Annotated in this window: 19 protein-coding genes; 10 read left to right on the top strand and 9 right to left on the bottom strand. The window is 75.6% G+C overall.

The window, feature by feature from the left end:
- Positions 1-131 precede the first annotated feature (131 nt).
- The 6 genes from ACI8AR_RS14680 (at position 132) to ACI8AR_RS14655 (ending at position 3,905) form a co-directional block, all read left to right on the top strand.
- A complete protein-coding gene (locus ACI8AR_RS14680; RefSeq protein WP_456903131.1) occupies positions 132-557 on the top strand; it encodes a hypothetical protein in 426 nt (141 codons plus the stop codon).
- Positions 558-603: 46 nt separating this feature from the next.
- Entirely contained in the window at positions 604-789 is a 186-nt protein-coding gene (locus ACI8AR_RS14675) for a hypothetical protein (protein WP_456927414.1), read from the top strand.
- A gap of 68 nt (positions 790-857) precedes the next feature.
- Positions 858-1,268 (top strand): lipopolysaccharide assembly protein LapA domain-containing protein, encoded by a 411-nt coding sequence (locus ACI8AR_RS14670; RefSeq protein WP_457051680.1) that lies wholly within the window; start codon positions 858-860, stop codon positions 1,266-1,268.
- Positions 1,269-1,416: 148 nt separating this feature from the next.
- A complete protein-coding gene (locus ACI8AR_RS14665; RefSeq protein ID WP_457051679.1) occupies positions 1,417-3,261 on the top strand; it encodes an acyl-CoA dehydrogenase in 1,845 nt (614 codons plus the stop codon).
- A gap of 201 nt (positions 3,262-3,462) precedes the next feature.
- Complete coding sequence (locus ACI8AR_RS14660; protein ID WP_457051678.1) at positions 3,463-3,714, top strand: hypothetical protein; 252 nt, start codon at positions 3,463-3,465, stop codon at positions 3,712-3,714.
- Positions 3,714-3,905, top strand: coding sequence for a hypothetical protein (locus ACI8AR_RS14655; RefSeq protein ID WP_456939178.1), 192 nt, complete (start codon positions 3,714-3,716; stop codon positions 3,903-3,905). Before ACI8AR_RS14660 ends, ACI8AR_RS14655 begins: the two co-directional genes overlap by 1 nt.
- A gap of 66 nt (positions 3,906-3,971) precedes the next feature.
- Here the strand turns inward: ACI8AR_RS14655 and ACI8AR_RS14650 are convergent, their stop codons facing one another.
- The gene (locus ACI8AR_RS14650) at positions 3,972-5,339 is read right to left on the bottom strand and encodes an MFS transporter (protein ID WP_457051677.1); all 1,368 of its coding nucleotides are present in this window, start codon (positions 5,337-5,339) and stop codon (positions 3,972-3,974) included.
- A 239-nt stretch (positions 5,340-5,578) separates the two neighbouring features.
- On the opposite strand from ACI8AR_RS14650, the gene ACI8AR_RS14645 reads away from it, so the two are divergent.
- Positions 5,579-6,331, top strand: coding sequence for a 3-hydroxybutyrate dehydrogenase (locus ACI8AR_RS14645; RefSeq protein WP_457051676.1), 753 nt, complete (start codon positions 5,579-5,581; stop codon positions 6,329-6,331).
- 17 nt (positions 6,332-6,348) lie between these two features.
- Positions 6,349-8,301, top strand: a complete 1,953-nt coding sequence (locus ACI8AR_RS14640) for a helix-turn-helix domain-containing protein (RefSeq protein WP_457051682.1) — start codon at positions 6,349-6,351, stop codon at positions 8,299-8,301.
- On the opposite strand, the gene ACI8AR_RS14635 is transcribed toward ACI8AR_RS14640, so the two are convergent.
- Complete coding sequence (locus ACI8AR_RS14635; protein ID WP_457051675.1) at positions 8,291-8,473, bottom strand: hypothetical protein; 183 nt, start codon at positions 8,471-8,473, stop codon at positions 8,291-8,293. The two genes, ACI8AR_RS14640 and ACI8AR_RS14635, sit on opposite strands and share 11 nt — an antisense overlap.
- Before the next feature lie 87 nt (positions 8,474-8,560).
- Between ACI8AR_RS14635 and ACI8AR_RS14630 the strand changes: the two genes are divergently transcribed.
- Positions 8,561-9,439, top strand: a complete 879-nt coding sequence (locus tag ACI8AR_RS14630; protein ID WP_457051674.1) for a 3-methyladenine DNA glycosylase — start codon at positions 8,561-8,563, stop codon at positions 9,437-9,439.
- Positions 9,440-9,526: 87 nt separating this feature from the next.
- Here the strand turns inward: ACI8AR_RS14630 and ACI8AR_RS14625 are convergent, their stop codons facing one another.
- Genes ACI8AR_RS14625 through ACI8AR_RS14605 form a run of 5 tightly spaced genes read right to left on the bottom strand, consistent with a single transcriptional unit; the run spans position 9,527 to position 14,420 of the window.
- Positions 9,527-10,675, bottom strand: a complete 1,149-nt coding sequence (locus tag ACI8AR_RS14625) for a branched-chain amino acid ABC transporter permease (RefSeq protein ID WP_457051673.1) — start codon at positions 10,673-10,675, stop codon at positions 9,527-9,529.
- The gene (locus ACI8AR_RS14620) at positions 10,672-11,556 is read right to left on the bottom strand and encodes a branched-chain amino acid ABC transporter permease (RefSeq protein WP_457051672.1); all 885 of its coding nucleotides are present in this window, start codon (positions 11,554-11,556) and stop codon (positions 10,672-10,674) included. The genes ACI8AR_RS14625 and ACI8AR_RS14620 overlap by 4 nt, the downstream gene beginning before the upstream one ends.
- Positions 11,553-12,377, bottom strand: a complete 825-nt coding sequence (locus ACI8AR_RS14615; RefSeq protein WP_457051671.1) for an ABC transporter ATP-binding protein — start codon at positions 12,375-12,377, stop codon at positions 11,553-11,555. Before ACI8AR_RS14615 ends, ACI8AR_RS14620 begins: the two co-directional genes overlap by 4 nt.
- Complete coding sequence (locus tag ACI8AR_RS14610) at positions 12,374-13,171, bottom strand: ABC transporter ATP-binding protein (protein WP_457051670.1); 798 nt, start codon at positions 13,169-13,171, stop codon at positions 12,374-12,376. Before ACI8AR_RS14610 ends, ACI8AR_RS14615 begins: the two co-directional genes overlap by 4 nt.
- A 28-nt stretch (positions 13,172-13,199) precedes the next feature.
- Positions 13,200-14,420, bottom strand: coding sequence for a substrate-binding domain-containing protein (locus ACI8AR_RS14605; RefSeq protein WP_457051669.1), 1,221 nt, complete (start codon positions 14,418-14,420; stop codon positions 13,200-13,202).
- Positions 14,421-14,620: 200 nt separating this feature from the next.
- Between ACI8AR_RS14605 and ACI8AR_RS14600 the strand changes: the two genes are divergently transcribed.
- Positions 14,621-15,460, top strand: a complete 840-nt coding sequence (locus tag ACI8AR_RS14600) for a tyrosine-protein phosphatase (protein ID WP_457051668.1) — start codon at positions 14,621-14,623, stop codon at positions 15,458-15,460.
- Between the two features lie 54 nt (positions 15,461-15,514).
- Here the strand turns inward: ACI8AR_RS14600 and ACI8AR_RS14595 are convergent, their stop codons facing one another.
- Both ACI8AR_RS14595 and ACI8AR_RS14590 read right to left on the bottom strand, forming a co-directional pair.
- A complete protein-coding gene (locus ACI8AR_RS14595) occupies positions 15,515-17,605 on the bottom strand; it encodes a diguanylate cyclase domain-containing protein (protein ID WP_457051667.1) in 2,091 nt (696 codons plus the stop codon).
- Between the two features lie 160 nt (positions 17,606-17,765).
- On the bottom strand, positions 17,766-17,918 hold the full coding sequence (locus tag ACI8AR_RS14590; RefSeq protein WP_456935246.1) for a hypothetical protein: 153 nt from the start codon (positions 17,916-17,918) through the stop codon (positions 17,766-17,768).
- Positions 17,919-17,957 lie beyond the last annotated feature (39 nt).

The following is a 17,957-nucleotide window of genomic DNA, read 5'->3' as shown; positions in this document are numbered from 1 at the left end:
CCCCCCCCCCCCCCCCCCCCCCCCCCCCCCCCCCCCCCCCCCCCCCCCCCCCCCCCCCCCCCCCCCCCCCCCCGGGGCCGCCCCCCCCCCCCCCCCCCCCGGGCCCGGTCCCGGGCCCGCAGGATGGGCCGGTGACCGTGGACCGCAGCCGCCCCGACCTGGACGACACGACCGTCGAGGGCCTCGGCAGGCTCTCCGAGGCCCTGGAGACGATCGAGCAGGCCCGCGGCCAGCTCTACGGCTTCCACCAGCACTCCGGCAAGGCCGACCTGCTCCTGCAGGAGGCGGTGGAGCTGTTCCGCAAGGCGGGGCACACCGAGCTCGCCGACGACCTCGACCGCGACCTCGTCGGCCGCAACGTCATCGCCGACCGGTGGACCTTCCAGATCGTCGAGGACTACGACGCGAACTACTGGTCGGTGTTCCGCGCCTTCGACGAGCGGGCCCGCGAGGAGCTGGCCGACGGCGACCGGCACGTGTTCGAGGCGCGCATGAAGCAGCGCGAGCGCACCGCCGGGCACCCCGCGCACGAGGCCGGCCCCGCGCTCGACGACTGACGCCGTCCGGTCGCCGCCCGCCCGCCGGGGCCGCAGACTCGGGCGGGTGAGCACCCGCGAGCAGAAGATGCCCGAGCCGGACGAGCCGCGCTCCGTCGGCCCGCTGGGCAGCAGCGAGTCCGGCCCGCCGGCGCCCGACTCCGACGGCCCCGAGGCGACCGGCCCGGCCGACGGCGCCGCCGGCCCGTCCTGGCCACCCGCGGAGACCGAGCCGGCCGCGCACCGGGACTGATCCCCGCCCGCGGGCGGAACCCGGGGGTCCGCGGTTTGAGGGGGCCGCCCCGCGGACAGTCCGTGATCATGACTGCTCCCGGTTCGCCCGCCGACCCCCGGTACCCGACGTCCGGCACGTCCGCGCCCGGCAGCGACCCGCTCGCCGGCGGCCACGGCACCCCGTCGACCCCCGCCGGCACCACCCCCGCCGGCACCACCCCCGGCACCTCCCCCGCGGCGCCGCGCCCCTCCGCGCCCTCGCGCGCCGGGGCCGCCGGCCGCACCATCGGCCGCGGCCTCGCCCTCGGCCTGCTGCTGTTCGTCACCGTCCTGCTGGTGCTGTTCGTCGTGTTCAACGGCCAGACGGTGCAGATCAGCCTCGTCTTCGGTGACGTGCAGGCGCCGCTGGTGGTGGCGCTGCTCATCGCCGCGGCGCTCGGGGCGCTGATCGCCTCGTTCGCCGGCCTCGTGCTGCGCGCCCGCCGCCGCAACCGCTGACCCCCCCGGCCCGGGACGCGCCTGACCCCTGCGGGCGTGTCCCGGACCGCGGCCTTGCTCCTGGTTACCCGCCGGTAATAACGTTCGTTACCGGCGAGTAGCCACCTGCTCGCCGTCCCGACGGCACGGAGCAACGGAGCCTGACCGCATGAGCCACTACACCGCGAACCTGCGGGACCTCGAGTTCAACCTCTTCGAGTTCCTCGACACCAAGGACCGGTTCGGCACCGGCCCGTTCGCGCAGATGGACGCCGAGACCGCACGTGGCGTGCTCGCCGAGATCCGGCGGCTGGCCGAGGGTCCGGTCGCCGAGAGCTTCGCCGACGCCGACCGCAACCCGCCGGTGTTCGACCCCGCCACGCACTCGGTGACGCTGCCCGAGTCGTTCAAGCGCTCCGTGCGCGCCCTCGAGGACGGCGAGTGGTACCGCCTGGACCTGCCCGAGGAGCTCGGCGGCTTCGGCGCTCCGCATGCCCTCACCTGGGGCGCGTTCGAGATGGTGCTGGGCGCCAACCCCGCCGTCTTCATGTACGGCGCGTGGGCCGCCTTCGCCGCCGTCCTGCACGAGCTCGGCACCGCCGACCAGAAGCGGCTCGCCGAGCTGATGATCGAGCACCGGTGGGGCGCCACGATGGTGCTCACCGAGCCCGACGCGGGCTCCGACGTCGGCGCCGGCCGCACGAAGGCCGTGCAGCAGGAGGACGGCTCCTGGCACATCACCGGCGTGAAGCGGTTCATCACCTCCGCCGAGCACGACCTGTCCGACAACATCGTCCACCTGGTGCTGGCCCGCCCCGAGGGCGCGAAGCCCGGCACCAAGGGCCTGTCGCTGTTCGTCGTCCCCAAGTTCCACGTCGACCTCGGGACCGGCGCGCTCGGCGAGCGCAACGGCGTGTACGTCACCAACGTCGAGAAGAAGATGGGCCTCAAGGTCTCCACGACCTGCGAGCTCACCTTCGGCGACGGCCCGGTCCCGGCCCAGGGCTGGCTGGTCGGCGAGGTGCACGACGGCATCGCCCAGATGTTCAAGGTCATCGAGCACGCCCGGATGTTCGTGGGCACCAAGGCGATCGCCACCCTGTCGGCGGGCTACCAGCAGGCGCTGGCGTTCGCCAAGGAGCGGGTGCAGGGCGCCGACCTCACCGCGACGTCGAAGGACGCCCCTCGGGTGACCATCACCCACCACCCCGACGTCCGCCGCTCGCTGATGCTGCAGAAGTCCTACGCCGAGGGCATGCGGGCGCTGTACCTGTACGCGGCGAGCCTCCGCGACCGGGTCACCGAGGCCGAGGCCGCCGGCACCGCCGACAGCGAGGAGGCCACGCTCGCCGCCCGCGTCAACGACCTGCTGCTGCCGGTGGTCAAGGGCTTCGGCTCCGAGCGGGCCACCCAGCTGCTCACGCAGGAGTCGCTGCAGACCCTGGGCGGCTCGGGCTATCTGCAGGACTACCCGATCGAGCAGTACATCCGGGACTCCAAGATCGACACCCTCTACGAGGGCACGACGGCGATCCAGGGCCAGGACTTCTTCTTCCGCAAGATCGTCAAGGACGGCGGCGTCGCGCTGACCTGGCTGGCCTCGCAGATCCAGGCCACCATCGACGCCGAGGCCGGCAACGGCCGGCTCAAGGAGGAGCGGGCGCACCTCGCGACCGCCCTCGGCGAGGTCCAGGCGATGCTCACCGCCATGTTCGGGCAGCTCACCGGCGCCCAGCAGGACATGACCAGGCTCTACGAGGTCGGCCAGAACACCAGCCGGCTGCTGCTGGCCGTCGGCGACCTGGTCACCGCGTGGCTGCTGGTCCGCCAGTCCGAGGTGGCGCTGGCCGCCCTGGCCGGCGAGGTGGGCGAGAAGGACCGCCTGTTCTACGAGGGCAAGCTCGCCGCCACCCGCTTCTTCACCACCCAGGTGCTGCCGCGCCTGGCGGGCGAGCGGGCCGTCGTCGAGGCCACCGACAACGCGCTGATGGAGGTCCCCGAGGGCGCCTTCTGACGAGGGACCCCCCTCCCCACGCCTCGCGAGCTCGGCGCGGGCCCCTGGAGGGTGGCCGTTCCGGACCTCGCCACGGCTGTCGGCCGTCGTCCCCTCGGGGGGACGGCGGCCGTCGTCGTCCCGGCACCTCGACGGTGGCCGTTTCGCGGGGACGACGGCGGGCATGGCCTCCCGCGACAGCGCCGTCGGACAGGAGGCACCATGACCGACCCGCAGGGCAGTGACCGCATCCAGCAGGGCATCCCGACCGCGTCGGGCTCGGGCGACAACAGCAGCACCGGGACCGGCTTCGACGACGTCCCCCTCACCCGCGACGAGGCCCTCGAGCGGGACGCCGCCTCCGGCGACGACCTGCCGGCGGGTGCCGACAGCGACATCGCCCGGGCCCGGACGGACGGCCCGTCCGGCGAGGTCCCGGGGCCCACGCCCCGTTCCGGAGGGAGATCGGACTGATGAGCGAGACGGACCACACCGGCTACCGCGAGTCCCCGGACACCACCGACGGTCCGACCGCGAGCAACATGGTCGACGGTGTCACCGGCGAGGACCGTCCCGACGGCGGTGAGCAGGACACGACCCTCACCACCGACGACGACGCCCAGCGCGACGACTCCGTGGTGCGCGGCGGCAACGAGGCCAGCTAGACCGGCACACGCCACGGGGCGCCCCCGATCCCGGATCGGAGGCGCCCCGTGGCGTGTGCGCTGCGGTCAGGCCCGGGCGGCCGCCCGGTCCGCCGTCTCGACGGCGTCGTCCGCGGCGAGGTCGCGGACGCGGGTCTCGCCGTAGGCGAGGACCGCCACGAGCGTGACGACGGCGCAGACGGCCAGGTAGACGGCCACGCGCGTCGGGCTCGGGTCCTCGAAGCTGCCGAGCAGGGCGACCGCGACGAGCGGTGCGGGCGCGCCGGCGACCAGCGAGGCCAGCTGGGCGCCGATGGAGACGCCGGTGTAGCGGGCCTTGGTGCCGAACAGCTCGGCGAAGAACGCCGCCTGCGGCCCGTACATGGCGCCGTGGAAGAGCAGGCCCACGATCAGCGCCAGCACGACGAGGGCGAAGCTCCCGGTGTCGAACAGTCCGAACAGGGCGAAGCCCCAGATGCCGGTGCCGGCGGCGCCGAGGAGGTACACGGGCCGGCGGCCGACGCGGTCGGACAGCGCGCCCCACAGGGGGATGGTCACCAGGTGCACCGCGGACGCGATCAGCAGCGCGTTGAGCGCGAAGGAGGCGTCCAGGCCGAGGGCCTTGGTGAGGTAGGCCGTGGTGAACGCCGTGAGGATGTAGAAGGCGACGTTCTCGGCGATGCGGGCGCCCATGGCGACGAGCACCTCGCGCTTGTAGCGCTTGAGGACGACGGCGATCGGCGCCTGCTCGGCCGCGCCGGTCTCCCGGGCCTTCGCCTCGGCGACGCGCTGCGCCTCGAGGAACACCGGCGACTCGCTGACCGCCAGCCGCACCCACAGGCCGACCAGGATGAGCACGGCCGAGAGCAGGAACGGGATGCGCCAGCCCCAGGACTCGAAGGCCGCGTCGGACTGGAACGCGGCCAGCAGCGCGAGCACGGCGGTGGAGAGGAGCTGGCCGGCGGGCGCTCCGGCCTGCGGCCAGGAGGCCCAGAAGCCGCGGTTCTCGGGCCGGCCGTGCTCGGAGACGATGAGGACGGCGCCGCCCCACTCGCCGCCGAGGGCGAAGCCCTGCACCAGGCGGAGGAACACCAGCAGCAGCGGGGCGAGCCCGCCGACGGTCGCGTAGGTCGGCAGGAGGCCGATGGCGAAGGTGGCGCCGCCCATCATGAGCAGCGAGACGACCAGCAGCTTCTTGCGGCCGACCCGGTCGCCGAAGTGGCCGAAGACCAGCGCGCCGATCGGGCGGGCCGCGAAGCCGATGGCGTAGGTGCCGAAGGCCAGCAGCACGGCGGCGAAGTCGGAGGAGTCGGGGAAGAACAGCGGGCCGAAGACGAGCGCGGCGGCCGAGCCGTAGAGGAAGAAGTCGTACCACTCGACGGTGGTGCCGATGATGCTCGCACCGACGACGCGGCCGAAGCTCCGTCTCTGGTGGGTCTGGGTGGGTGCGGACACGCGGTTCTCCTCGGTGGACGGATCCGGACCCGACCGACGCTAGGAAGTGCCCGTGGGCCTGCCCATGTGCCGGAGGCCAGTTCTGTGAACCAGGTCATGTGGTCCGCGGACATGTCCCGGGCCCGACCGGTGCCCCGGCCGGCGGGGACACCCGGTGTGGGCGGCACCCACCCCCGTGGCCGGAGGTGTGTGTGCCGCCGCCGTGGGAGGGGCCGTACCCGGGGCCTAGCGTCGCCGCCATGAGCGCGAAGGACCTCGGGGGACGGCGGGCGATGGTGACCGGCGGGGGGTCGGGCATCGGCCGGGCGGTCGCCGCCCGGCTGGCCGAGGCCGGCGCCGCGGTGGTCGTCGTCGACCGGGACGGCGCGGCGGCCGAGGAGGTGGCCCGCACCGTGGGCGGCAGCGCCGTCGCCGTCGACCTGTCCGACCTGGCCGCCGTCGACGCGCTCGACCTCGACGTCGACGTACTGGTCAACAACGCCGGCTTCCAGCACGTCGCGCCGCTGCACGAGTTCCCCGTCGAGGTGTTCTCCACCATCCAGCGGCTCATGGTCGAGGCGCCGTTCCGCCTGGTCCGCGGCGCGCTGCCGCACATGTACCGGCGCGGCTGGGGCCGGGTGGTCAACGTCAGCTCGGTGCACGGGCACCGGGCGTCGCCGTTCAAGTCCGCCTACGTCACCGCCAAGCACGCGCTCGAGGGCCTGTCGAAGGTGGTCGCGCTCGAGGGCGCCCCGCACGGGGTCACCTCCAACTGCGTGGCCCCGGCCTACGTGCGGACGCCGCTGGTCGAGGGGCAGATCGCCGACCAGGCCCGCAGCCACGGGATCTCCGAGGACGAGGTCGTCGAGCAGGTGATGCTGGCGCCGGCGGCGCTCAAGCGGCTGATCGAGCCGGCCGAGGTCGCCGACGCCGTCGCCTGGCTGTGCTCCCCCGCCGCGGCCTCGGTCACCGGCACGTCGCTGCTCATGGACGGCGGGTGGACCGCCCACTGATGGCCCGGCCGGTGACAATGCCGGTCGTGGCCCGGACCGCAGCGCTGCCCGCCGACGGCCCCGGCCGCACACCCCGGGTCCCCTCGGCGGCCGCCGAGTACCTGCAGCTGGTCCTCGACGACGCCGCGGCCATCGAGTACGAGGGCCCGCTGGTGCGCGCCCGGGCCGCGGGCGCCGACCCCGCCACGCTCGCCGAGCTGGAGCAGGTCCGGCTGCTGGCCCTGCAGGTGCGCGCCGCCTTCGCCGCGCGCCGCCGGCGGGAGTCGGAGCTGTCGGCGCTGTTCGACACCGCGAGCGACCTCGCCACGCTGCGCGGCGTGGACTCGGTGCTCACCGCGATCGTCCGCCGCGCCCGCCAGCTGCTGGGCACCGACGTCTCGTACCTGACGCTCAACGACGACGCCCACGGCGACACCTACATGCGGGTGACCGACGGCTCGGTGTCGGCGCGCTTCCAGGCCCTGCGGCTGCCGATGGGCGAGGGGCTGGGCGGGCTGGTCGCCCAGACGGCCGCGCCCTACGCGACGGCGAGCTACTTCACCGACGCCCGGTTCCACCACACCGACGACATCAACGGCGGCGTCCGCGAGGAGGGCCTGGTCGCCATCCTCGGCGTGCCGCTGATCCGCGGGTCGCAGGTCATCGGGGTGCTCTACGCCGCCGACCGCGCCGAGCGGACCTTCGACCGGTCCGAGGTGGCGCTGCTCGGCTCGCTGGCCGCGCACGCCGCGATCGCGCTGGACAACGCGCGGCTGCTGGAGGAAACCCGGGCCGCCCTGGAGGAGCTGTCGGCGGCCACGCGGGAGCTGCGGGAGCACACCGAGTCGGTGGAGCGGGCCGCGGGCGCGCACGACCGGTTCATCGACGTCGTGCTGCGCGGGGGCGGCGTCGAGGGCGTGGCCGCGGCCGTGACCGACGCCCTGGGCGGGCGGATCACCGTGATCGACGAGGAGGGCCGCCCGTCCCCCGCGGCCGACGGCGGCGCGCTCCCGCCCGACCCGGCCGGCGCGCTGGCGCTGGCCCGCTCCACCGGCCGCACCGTGCGCGACGGCGACTGGTGGACCGCGGCGGTGACCGTGGGCAGCGACCTGCTCGGCGGGCTGGTGCTGCAGCGCGGGGGCGACCTGTCCGACGCCGACCAGCGCATCCTCGAGCGCGCCGCGCTGGTCACCGCGCTGTTGCTGCTCATCCGGCGCACCGCCGGGGAGGCCGAGGGGCGGGTGCGCGGCGAGCTGCTCGACGAGCTGCTGACCGTGCCGCTGCGGGACCCCGACGGCCTGCGCGAGCGCGCCCGCCGGCTGGGCACCGACCTGGACCGGCCGGCGTCGGTCGTCGTCGTCCGGGTGGAGGAGCGCTGCCGTGGCCGGGCACTGGCGGCCGCCGCGCACCTGGCCGCCACCCGCGGCGGGCTCGCCGGGGTCCGCGACGGCCGCGTCGTCCTGTGCCTGCCCGACCTCGCGCCGGGGGCGGCGGCCGCGCTGGTGCGCCGGGAGGTCGCCGCGGCGGTCGGGCGGCCGGTCACCGCCGGCGGCGCCGGTCCGGCGCCCGGCCCGGCCGCGGTGGCCGGCGCGTGGGCCGAGGCCGGGCGGTGCGCCTCGACGCTGGAGGCGCTGGGCCGCACCGGGGAGTCGGCGAGCGCGGACGAGCTGGGCTTCGTCGGCCTGCTGGTGGGCGAGGGCCGCGACGTGCCCGGCTTCGTGCGGGCCACGCTGGCGCCGGTGCTCGACTACGACGCCCGCCGCGGCACCGACCTGGTGGCCACGCTGCGGGCCTGGTTCGACACCGGCGGCTCCCCCGCGCGGGCGGCCGAGGTGCTCAACGTGCACGTCAACACGGTCACCCAGCGGCTGGACCGGGTCGGCCGGCTGCTGGGCCGCGACTGGTCGGCGCCGGAGCGGGCGCTGGAGGTGCAGCTGGCGCTGCGGCTGCACCGGCTGAGCGCCGCCGACGGCGCAGCGGTCAGCCCATGACGCCCGGCGGGACGATCCGGTCGATCCCGACGTCGCGGCGCTTGCCGCAGCGCCGGCAGACCTTCTGGTCGGGGCCGCGCAGCCGCTCGTCGTCGGGGTGGCGCTGGACGTAGGCGTGCACCCCCAGGCGGCAGAGCAGGGGCTTCCGGGTGGTCCGCGCGTCGCCGGCCATGGCGGTCGCCTCCCTCGTCGCGGACCCCCAGGCTGGCACCGTCCCGTCCCCGGCCGGTGGGTCGGAGGACCCTCCTACCCTGGTCCGGTGACCGCCGTCCTCGCCCGCCTGCCGGCGGCCGAGTGGACGGCGCGGGCGGCCGCGCACGACGCGCGGGTGGAGCGGTGGACCGCGCCGCACCGCGAGCGCCGCCGCCGAGGGGAGGCGCACCCGGTCCTGGACTTCCTGTTCACCTACTACTCGGAGACGCCGTCGCGGCTGCGCCGGTGGCACCCGGGCCCGGGCGTCGCGCTGGCGCCGACGGCGGAGGGTCCGGCGCCGCACGCGGCCTGGCGCTGGTACGCGACCGGCGACGACGGCTCGGTACGGCTCGACGTCGCGGCGTACCTGGCCGACCGCGCGCCGACCGTCCGCTTCGTGCGGGACCTGCTCGCCGCCACCGCGTCCCGGCCGGCGCAGACCGGCTGCTTCGGGCTGCACGAGTGGGCGATGGTGCACCGCGCCGACGAGCGGCGGCACGCGGTCCCGCTGCGGCTGGGGCGGGCGGGCACCGACGCCGTCGTGGAGGCGCACGCGATCCGGTGCAGCCACTTCGACGCGTTCCGGTTCTTCACGCCGTCCGCCGTCGGGCTCAACCGGCTGCGGCCGACGCGGGAGACCCAGGTCGCGATGGAGCAGCCGGGCTGCCTGCACGCGACGATGGACCTCTACAAGTGGGCCTACAAGCTGTCCCCCGCGGTGCCCGGCGAGCTGGTCGCCGACTGCTTCGAGCTCGCCGTCGAGGTGCGCGAGCTGGACATGCGGGCCTCGCCGTACGACCTGGCCGACCGCGGCTACGCGCCGGTGCGGATCGAGACGGCCGAGGGCAAGGCGGAGTACGTCGCCGCGCAGCGGGGCTTCGCCGAGCGCGCCGCCCCGCTGCGCCGGCGGCTGGTCGAGGTCTGCGACCGGCTGCTGGCGTCCTAGCTCACCGCAGCGCGTCCTGGCTCATGGTCGACGGTGAGCCAGGACGCAGCACGATCAGCCCAGCTGATCGTGCTGCGGAGCCCGCGGTCAGACGCCGTCGCGGGGGCCGGCCGCGCCGACGCCCACCCCGCGGGACGCCGTCTCGCGCAGCTGCTCGACCACCCGGCCCGGCGGCGGGGTCTCCCCGCCGGTGGGCGCCGAGGGACGGCGGCCGGAGCGGCGCTCGCGCAGCCGGGCGACCAGGCCCGCGATGCCGCCTGGCACGAAGAAGACGACCACCACGAACAGCGCGCCGAGAAGGAACAGCGGCTCCGACAGCGGCACCCGCAGCCAGGCCGGCAGGTCCTGCACGGCGGGCGAGGAGGCGAGGTCGGTGAGCCGGCTGTCGAGGTAGGTGTAGAGGACGCCGCCGAGCACCGCGCCCCACCGGCTGCCCGCGCCGCCGAGCACCACCATGACCAGCAGGCCGAGGGTGAAGTCGGCGGTCGTCGTGCGGGGCGTGGAGCCGCCGAGCAGCAGCAGGTGCACCACCCCGCCGAGCGCGGCCAGCAGGCCGGCGAGGACGAAGACGACCAGCTTGAACGAGTAGGGGCGCAGGCCCAAGACCTCGACGCGGCGCTCGTTCTCCCGGATCGCCTGCCACACCCGCCCGGCCCGCGAGCCGGTCACCCACGCCACGACGACGTAGACGACGGCGAGGTAGGCCAGCGCCAGCCAGTACAGGTGGACGGTGTTGAGGACGCCGACGAACGCGTCGGGCACGGTCGAGCGGTCCAGCGCCAGGCCCTCCTCCCCGCCGGTCAGGCCGCCGGGGTCGCGCAGGACGACGATCGACCCGACCTGCGCCATGGCCAGCGTGACCATCGAGAAGGCGATGCCCGACACCCGCAGCGCCACCCCGCCGACCAGCAGCGGCAGCGCGATGCCGACGACGGTGGTCAGCGCGAGCGCCGCGCCCAGGCCCCAGCCGAGCTCGGTGAGCGCCAGGTTGGCCACGTACGTGCCGGCGGCGAAGTAGAGCGCGTGCCCGAACGACAGCAGCCCGGTGAACCCGAACAGCAGGTCGTAGGACAGCGCCACCCCGCCGAACACCAGGCACAGCGCCAGCAGCTGGAGGGTGCCGGGGCTGTTGAGGACACCGTCGAACAGCCCGGGGACCTGCAGGGTGGAGTAAGGCAGGACCGCCAGGACGACGAGGACGACCAGCGGCGCCAGCCGCGTCAGCTTCCGGCTCATGCCACCCTCGCGGTCAGCCCGCCGGGGCGGGTCAGCAGGACGACGGCGAGCAGCAGGACGACCGACAGGTCCCCCACCCCGCTGGCCGCGTAGTAGTTGGCGAACTGCTGCACCAGCCCGACGAGGACCGCGGCCACCGCGGCGCCGGTGATCGAGCTCATCCCGCCGATGACGACGACGATGAAGGCGAAGATCAGCAGCGAGGTGCCCTGGCCCGGCGAGATCGAGCCGAGGTAGACGCCGCCGAGCGCGCCGGCCAGCGCGGCGAACGCGCCGCCGATGGCGAAGACCAGGGTGAACGCCCGCCGCACGTCGATACCGAGCGCGGTCACCATCGACCGGTTCTCCACGCCGGCGCGGATGACCAGGCCGAAGCGGGTGTAGCGGAGGAAGGCCAGCACGGCCAGCAGCACGACCACGGCGCTGCCGATGAGCAGGAAGCGGTCGTTGGGCACGCTGGCGCCGAGCACCGACGTCGTGTCCTTGGCCCAGGCCGGGGCCGGGAACGGCCGCGGGTCGGCGCCCCAGATCGCCCGCACCAGCGCGACCAGCGCCAGGCTCAGCCCCACGGTGACCAGCACCTGCTCGATGTGCCGCTCGTAGAGCGGGCGGATGAGCAGCAGCTCGATCAGCGCGGCGACTCCCGTGCCGACGGCGACCCCGAAGGCGACGGCGAGCGCGAAGCCCCACCCGCCGGACCCGGCGCCGGGCAGGTTCTCCGACGCCCACCAGGTGCCGTAGGCGCCGATGGTGAGGAAGGCGCCGTGGGCGAAGTTGAGCACGCCCATGAGCCCGAAGATCAGCGAGAGGCCGGAGGCGACGAGGAAGTACAGCGCCGCCAGGCCGAGGCCCGTGACGGTCAGCAGCACGACGGTGCTCATGCGCCGGCCTCGCTGGCGCTCGTCCGGTGCATGCGCACCCGTGGCTCCGTCTCCGGTGGGCTCGCGAGCTCGCCCACTGCGTGCGCACCCCCGCTCGTGGCCACGCCCAGCAGCTCGCGGGTGCGGTCGGCGTCGGCCAGCAGCTCCGGTGCCGACCCGCTCCACACCGCGCGCCCCTGGTCGACCACGACGGCGTCGGTGGCCATGCGGCGCACCACGGACAGGTTCTGCTCGACGAGCAGCACCGTCACCTCCTCGGCGGCGCGGGCGAGCACGTCGGCGACCTCGGCGACCAGCAGCGGCGCCAGGCCCTTGGTCGGCTCGTCGACGAGCAGCAGCTGGTTGTCGTTGAGCAGCAGCCGGGCGATCGCCACCATCTGCTGCTGGCCGCCCGAGAGGGTCCCGGCCAGCTGCCGGCTGCGCTTCGCGAGCTCCGGGAAGAGCTCGTACACGCGGTCGTGGTGGTGCGCGGAGTCGCGCCGCTCGGCCAGCGTGAGGTTCTCGGCGACGGTCAGCCCGCCGAAGACCTCGCGGTCCTCGGGGGCGTAGCCGACGCCGAGCCGGACGACGTCGTGGGTGCGCCGGCCCGACAGCCGGTGCACGCGGCCGGCGGCGTCGGTGAGCTCGATGCGGCCGGTCGAGGGCACCAGGCCGAGCACCGACCTCACCGTCGTCGTCTTGCCCGCGCCGTTGCGGCCGAGCAGCGCGGTCACCCCGCCGCGGCGGACGGTGAGGTCGACCCCCTGCAGGACGTGCGACCCCGAGAGCCGGACGTGCACGTCGGAGAGCCGGAGCAGCACCGGCCGGTCGGCGGCGGTCACAGCTGGTCCCCCAGGTAGGCCTCCTGGACGACGGGGTCAGCGGTGACCCGCGCCGGGGTGTCCAGCGCGAGCAGCGAGCCGTGGTGCATGACGGCGACCCGGTCGGCGAGGCCGAGCAGGACGTCCATGTGGTGCTCGACCATGAGCACCGTCCGGCCCTCCTCGCGGTGCACGTCGGCGATGACCCGGGTGAGGCCGGCGACCTCCCCGGTGCTGACGCCGGCCATCGGCTCGTCGAGCAGCACGACGGCGGGGTCGGTGGCCAGCAGGATCGCCAGCTCCAGCTTGCGCTTGTCGCCGTGGGAGAGGGAGCCGGCGAGCGCGTCGCCGCGGGCGGCGAGGCCCACCCGGGTCAGCGCCCGCTCGGCCACCTCGAACGCCTGGTCGGAGGCGCGGACCCGCTGCCAGGGCCGCAGGCTGCCGCCGAGCCGGGCCTGCGCCGCCAGGCGCACGTTCTCCCGGACGCCGAGGCCCGCGAACACCGACGAGGACTGGAAGGTCCGGCCCAGGCCCCGGCGGGCCCGCGCGGCGGGGCTCGCGCCGGTGATGTCCGCGCCGTCGAGGGTGATCGTCCCGGCGGTGACCGGCAGCAGGCCCGAGAGCAGGTTGAACAGCGAGGTCTTGCCCGCCCCGTTGGGCCCGATGACGGCGACGAACTCGCCCGGGGCGACGTCGAGGGAGACGTCGGAGACGATGACCGCGCCGCCGATCGCGCAGGTCAGGCCGGCCACCCGGAGCACCGGCTCGCCCGCGGGGCGGGCGGCCGGTGCCGGGGCGGGGAGGGAGGTGGTCACTGCCCGGTCCTCGGGAGGGGCGTCCGGGTCAGGAGGTGGCGACCGGCGGCGCGGTGGCCTCCGGGCCGAGGGTCTCCACGAGCACCGGGACCAGCTGGTCGCCCTGCTGCTCCAGGCGGGCCTGGAACATCGGCTGCAGGAGCGCGTGGTCCTCCTCGCGGATGGTCAGCTCGCCCTTGACGCCGTCGAACTGCCAGCCCTCGAGCGCGTCGACCATGGCGCCGACGTCGTCGCCGCCCTCCTGGAGCGCGTGCACCACCATCTGCGCGGCGGTGAAGCCGTCCGGGGTGAACAGGTCGACCGTGCCGCCGGCCTCCTCGACCCGCTCGGTCATCGCCTGGCTGACCTCGTTGTCGACGGCCTCGGCGAAGAAGTGCGACAGGTAGTCGATCTGCGTGGCCTGCGCGCCGTAGGTGGCGTAGCTGGCACGGATGTCCAGCCCGGTGACGACGGTGGTGGAGTCGAGCACGCCCTGCTGGCCCATCGCCTGCCACATGGCCGGCGCGGTCTCCCCGGCCCAGGCGACGAAGACCAGGTCGGCGCCGGCGTCGCGGGCCTGGGAGGCGAACGGCGTGAAGTCGGTGGCGCTGGCCGGCACCAGCAGCGGGGTGACGGTGGCCCCGGCCTCGCCGAGCACGGCGGTCACGGCGCCGACGTTGGCCTGGCCGAAGGCGCTGTCCTGGGCGAAGACCAGCACGTTCTTGCCCTGCGCCTCCCCGATGAACGACTGGGCGGTGAGGATGTCCTGGTAGGTCTGCCGGCCCGACCGGAAGGTGTTGTCGTTGACGCCGGTGACCGCGTCGGTGGCGGCGGGCCCGGAGATGAACAGCACGTCGTTCTGCTCGGCCAGCGGCACGACCTGGGTGGCCACGCCCGAGGCGGTGGACCCGGCGAGCACCTGCACGCCCTGGCCGATGAGGTCGGTGGCCTCGGCGACGGCCTTGGCCGGGTCGCCGGCGTCGTCGCGCTGGACGACCTCGATCGGCCGGCCGTCGACCTCGCCGGTGCCGTCGGTGGCGTAGTCCAGGCCGGCCTCGAAGCCCTGCAGGTACTGCTCGCCGTAGGTGGCCAGCGGCCCGGTGGAGGAGAAGACGAGCCCGACCCGGATCGGCTCGCCCTCGCCGCCGCCGTCCCCGCCGCTCCCGCCCGAGGAGGCGGCGGTGGGGCTGCCGCAGGCGGCGACCGACAGGGCCAGCGCGGCGCCCGTGGCGAGGACGGCGGTCCGGGACCGGTGGCGGGGACGCGACATGGGAGCTCCTCGGTGTGTGCGACGGTGCACGGTTGCTGCTCCGGACGGTCCGGTCCGGCGTGGTCTGGACCACACCGTAGGGAGCCGGTCACGGGCTGCCCATGTCGGTGACCTCCACAGCCACCCCCGTCCCTGTGGTGGGCGGGCACACATCCCCGGTCGGCACGGGCCGTTCACCGCGGGGCCGTACCGTCGGAGGGGTGACCTCGACCTCCGGTGACGTGCGCACCGACCGCTGGCTGCGGCTCGACGGGACGACCAACACGCGCGACCTGGGCGGCCTGCCCACCACCGACGGCGGCGTGACGGCGTTCGGCCGGGTGCTGCGCAGCGACAACCTGCAGGCCCTCAGCGACGACGACGTCCGGCGGTTGGTGGAGGACCTGCGGCTGCGCGAGGTGATCGACCTGCGCACCACCGCCGAGGTGCTGCTCGAGGGCCGCGGCCCGCTGCGCGCGGTCCCGGAGGTCACGCACCGGCACTTCAGCCTGCTGCCCGAGCGGGGCCACCACACCGACGTGTTCGCCGTCGAGGAGGACGAGGTCCCCGACCTGCCGGCCGACTGGGCCGAGACGGTGCTGCCGCGGCAGACCACCGAGGCCGACGAGGTCGAGCCGCCGGCGGTGCGCTCCTACCTCGGCTACCTGCACCACCGCCCCGAGAACGTGCTGGCGGCGCTGCGGGCGATCGTCGCCAGCGACGGCGCGGCGGTCGTGCACTGCGCGGCGGGCAAGGACCGCACCGGCGTCGTCGCGATGTTCTCCCTGGCCGCGGCCGGGGTGCCCGACGAGGAGATCGTCGCCGACTACGCGCTGACCGCCGAGGTCATCGAGGCCCTGGTGGCGAAGCTGCGGCAGTCGCCGACGTACGCCGACGACATGACCCGCCGGGACGTCGCCAGCCACACGCCGCGGGCGGCGACCATGCGCCGGCTGCTGGAGATCCTGGGCGAGCGGCACGGCGGGCCGCTGGGCTGGCTCGACGAGCACGGCTTCGGCGCCGCCGAGCAGGCCGCGCTGCGCGCGAGGCTCCGCGACTGAGGCCCTGAGGGGGCTGTCCGGCGCGCGGCCCCTAGCGGACCTCGTGGACCGCCGCTAGTCCGCCGTCCGCGGGGTCGGGGCGGGCGGGCGGTCGCGGTGCTTGTGCCGGTACATGGCCGCGTCGGCCTCCCGCAGCAGCCGCTCGGCGTCCCCACCGGGGCCGGTGTGCACGGCGACGCCGGTGCTGGTGCCGACCTGCGCCGGGACGCCGTCGAGACGGAACGGCTCGGTGAAGGCCGCCGCCACCCGGCCGACGACCGCCTCGGCGTCGGCCGGTGCGGCCAGCCGGGGCAGCAGGACGGCGAACTCGTCGCCGCTGAGCCGGCCCACGGTGTCGCCGGGGCGCACCGCGGCGCGCAGGCGGGCCGACACCTGGCGCAGCAGCTCGTCGCCGGCGGCGTGGCCGAGGCTGTCGTTGACCGCCTTGAACCGGTCGAGGTCGCAGAAGAGCACGCCGACGGAGCCGGTGGGGGCGACGGCGGCCAGCGCGGCGGCCAGCCGGTCGCGGAACAGCACCCGGTTGGGCAGCCCGGTGAGCGCGTCGTGGGTGGCCTGGTGCCGGACGGTCTCCAGCAGCCGGGCCTTCTGCAGCGCGGTGGATGCCTGGTCGCCGACACCGCGCAGCCGGGCGAGGACGTCGGCGCTGAGGGCCTGGCTGACCTCGCCGTCGGCCCAGCTGGCAGTGACCACGCCGAGGAACGTGGTGCCCGCGAGCAGGGGCACGGCGACGACGTCGGTGAGGTGCAGGGCGGCGAGCAGGTCGCGCATCGGGGCGCTGGCGCCGGTCGCGCTGACCACCCGGGGCTCGCGGTCGGTGAGGATGCCGAAGACCTCGGGCACGTCCCCGGCCCGCAGGGCCGCCGACCGCAGGACCTCCTCCTGCCCCGGGGACAGCCCGGCGCAGGACTCCGCCCGCAGCACGCCGCCGGCCGGGTCCCAGAGCAGGACGCCGGAGCTGCCGCAGCCGACGATGCCGGGCAGCGCCCGGGCGACGACGGCGCAGACCTCCGCCGCCCCGCCCGCCTGGGCCAGGCCGTGCGCCAGCTCCAGGAGGGCGCCGGCGCGGCGGGCCTCCAGCCGGCTGTCCTCGAGGGCCAGCACGAGGTCGAGGGCGGCCGCGGCGTGGCCGGCGTAGGCGGCGAGCATGGCCCGCTCGTCGCCGAGCCCGCCGTCGCCGGCGCGGTGCAGGGCGGCCAGCCGGCCGTGGGTCCGGCGGGCGGAGGCGACGTCGACGGTCACCGCGCCCGGGCCCAGGTCGTCGCCGGCGAGCAGCCGCGCGACCAGCGGTGGCACCTCGTCGGGGACCAGGCCCGAGCTGTGCACGAGCGGGGCGCCGCCGCGCGGGGAGGAGACGGCGAGCAGGTAGGCGGGGGCGAGGACGGCGGCGGCCGCGCGGTCCACGATCCGCCGCAGGACGGTCTCGAGGTCCCCGCCCTCGACCAGGTCGGTGGCCGCCGACTGCAGGCTGCGGACCTGCTGGCGCAGCGCCACGAGCTCGGGGTCGGTCCCGTTCGTGCCGCGGCGGCGGCGCGGCCACCGGCCGCGGCGCTCCCAGGTCAGGTGGTAGACGCAGGCCGCGGCCCCCGAGGACTCGCACTCCTCGTGGACGACGGTGGCCGGGGCCAGGCCGAAGATGGTGGGCACCATGCTGATGAGCCCGCGCGCGTAGTCGCAGTCCAGTCGCGAGTGCACGTAGCCCGCGTGCAGCCGGTAGCGCAGGGTGGCGGACGTGGCGTCGGACCGCAGCACCTCCATCGTGGAGGTGGTGGTGAAGTTGGCGACCGCGCGCGGCAGCCGGGCGAACACCTGCCGCGGTGAGCCCATGGCCCGCACGAGGACGACCAGGCTGGGGTTCATCCCGGTCCGCAGGGACTCCGCGCCGATGCGGTACATGGCGCCGGGGTCGCCGAGCACCTCGGTGGCCGCGGTGAACAGGCGGATCCGGGTGTCGTAGCTGGTCCACGTCGCGGGCCGGGACAGCTCGGCGGCCGTGAACGGCACGCCCGCGCGGCGCAGCACCGCCTCGACCGCCTCGTCGCCGCCGTGCTGGCGGACGGAGGCGAGGACCAGCCCGGTGGTGGCACCCGACGTCTCACGGGCCTCCACCGGGGGGACGGCCCCGTCCGCGGGCCCTGCTGCGCTCACTCGGGGACGATCGGCAGGCGGAGCCGCCGGGTTGAGCGGGGCGACGCGGTCCGGGGCGCCACTCCCCCGTGCGGGGGACCGGCCCCGGACAGCAGTCGGCCCCGGGCTGCAGAGGCAGACCGGGGCCGTGCAGGTACGTCGCCCAGGAGGCGGCCCGCCGTCAGAACCCGCGCGTGTGGAACGAGTTGCTGTTGGCCATGGTGAGCAGCTCGTCGCGCATCGCGGGGCTGCTGCTGCGGGCGAGGGCCCGGTCGATGGCCCGCCGCGTGCGAGCCGCCTGCCGACGCTGCCGCCAGGTGGTCCCGATGGACATGTCCGTGTCTCCTCTTCGATGCTCTCGTCGTCGTGCACC

This window comes from Geodermatophilus sp. SYSU D01036, assembly GCF_054050435.1.
This window is presented reverse-complemented; position numbering and strand designations above follow the sequence as displayed.

Coding starts and splice junctions, on each gene's coding strand:
- ACI8AR_RS14640 (WP_457051682.1), top strand. CDS start 6,349: ATGCCGGTCGTGGCCCGGACCGCAGCGCTGCCCGCCGACGGCCCCGGC.
- ACI8AR_RS14620 (WP_457051672.1), bottom strand. CDS start 11,556: ATGAGCACCGTCGTGCTGCTGACCGTCACGGGCCTCGGCCTGGCGGCG.
- ACI8AR_RS14660 (WP_457051678.1), top strand. CDS start 3,463: ATGACCGACCCGCAGGGCAGTGACCGCATCCAGCAGGGCATCCCGACC.
- ACI8AR_RS14665 (WP_457051679.1), top strand. CDS start 1,417: ATGAGCCACTACACCGCGAACCTGCGGGACCTCGAGTTCAACCTCTTC.
- ACI8AR_RS14645 (WP_457051676.1), top strand. CDS start 5,579: ATGAGCGCGAAGGACCTCGGGGGACGGCGGGCGATGGTGACCGGCGGG.
- ACI8AR_RS14625 (WP_457051673.1), bottom strand. CDS start 10,675: ATGAGCCGGAAGCTGACGCGGCTGGCGCCGCTGGTCGTCCTCGTCGTC.
- ACI8AR_RS14605 (WP_457051669.1), bottom strand. CDS start 14,420: ATGTCGCGTCCCCGCCACCGGTCCCGGACCGCCGTCCTCGCCACGGGC.
- ACI8AR_RS14590 (WP_456935246.1), bottom strand. CDS start 17,918: ATGTCCATCGGGACCACCTGGCGGCAGCGTCGGCAGGCGGCTCGCACG.
- ACI8AR_RS14655 (WP_456939178.1), top strand. CDS start 3,714: ATGAGCGAGACGGACCACACCGGCTACCGCGAGTCCCCGGACACCACC.
- ACI8AR_RS14635 (WP_457051675.1), bottom strand. CDS start 8,473: ATGGCCGGCGACGCGCGGACCACCCGGAAGCCCCTGCTCTGCCGCCTG.
- ACI8AR_RS14670 (WP_457051680.1), top strand. CDS start 858: ATGACTGCTCCCGGTTCGCCCGCCGACCCCCGGTACCCGACGTCCGGC.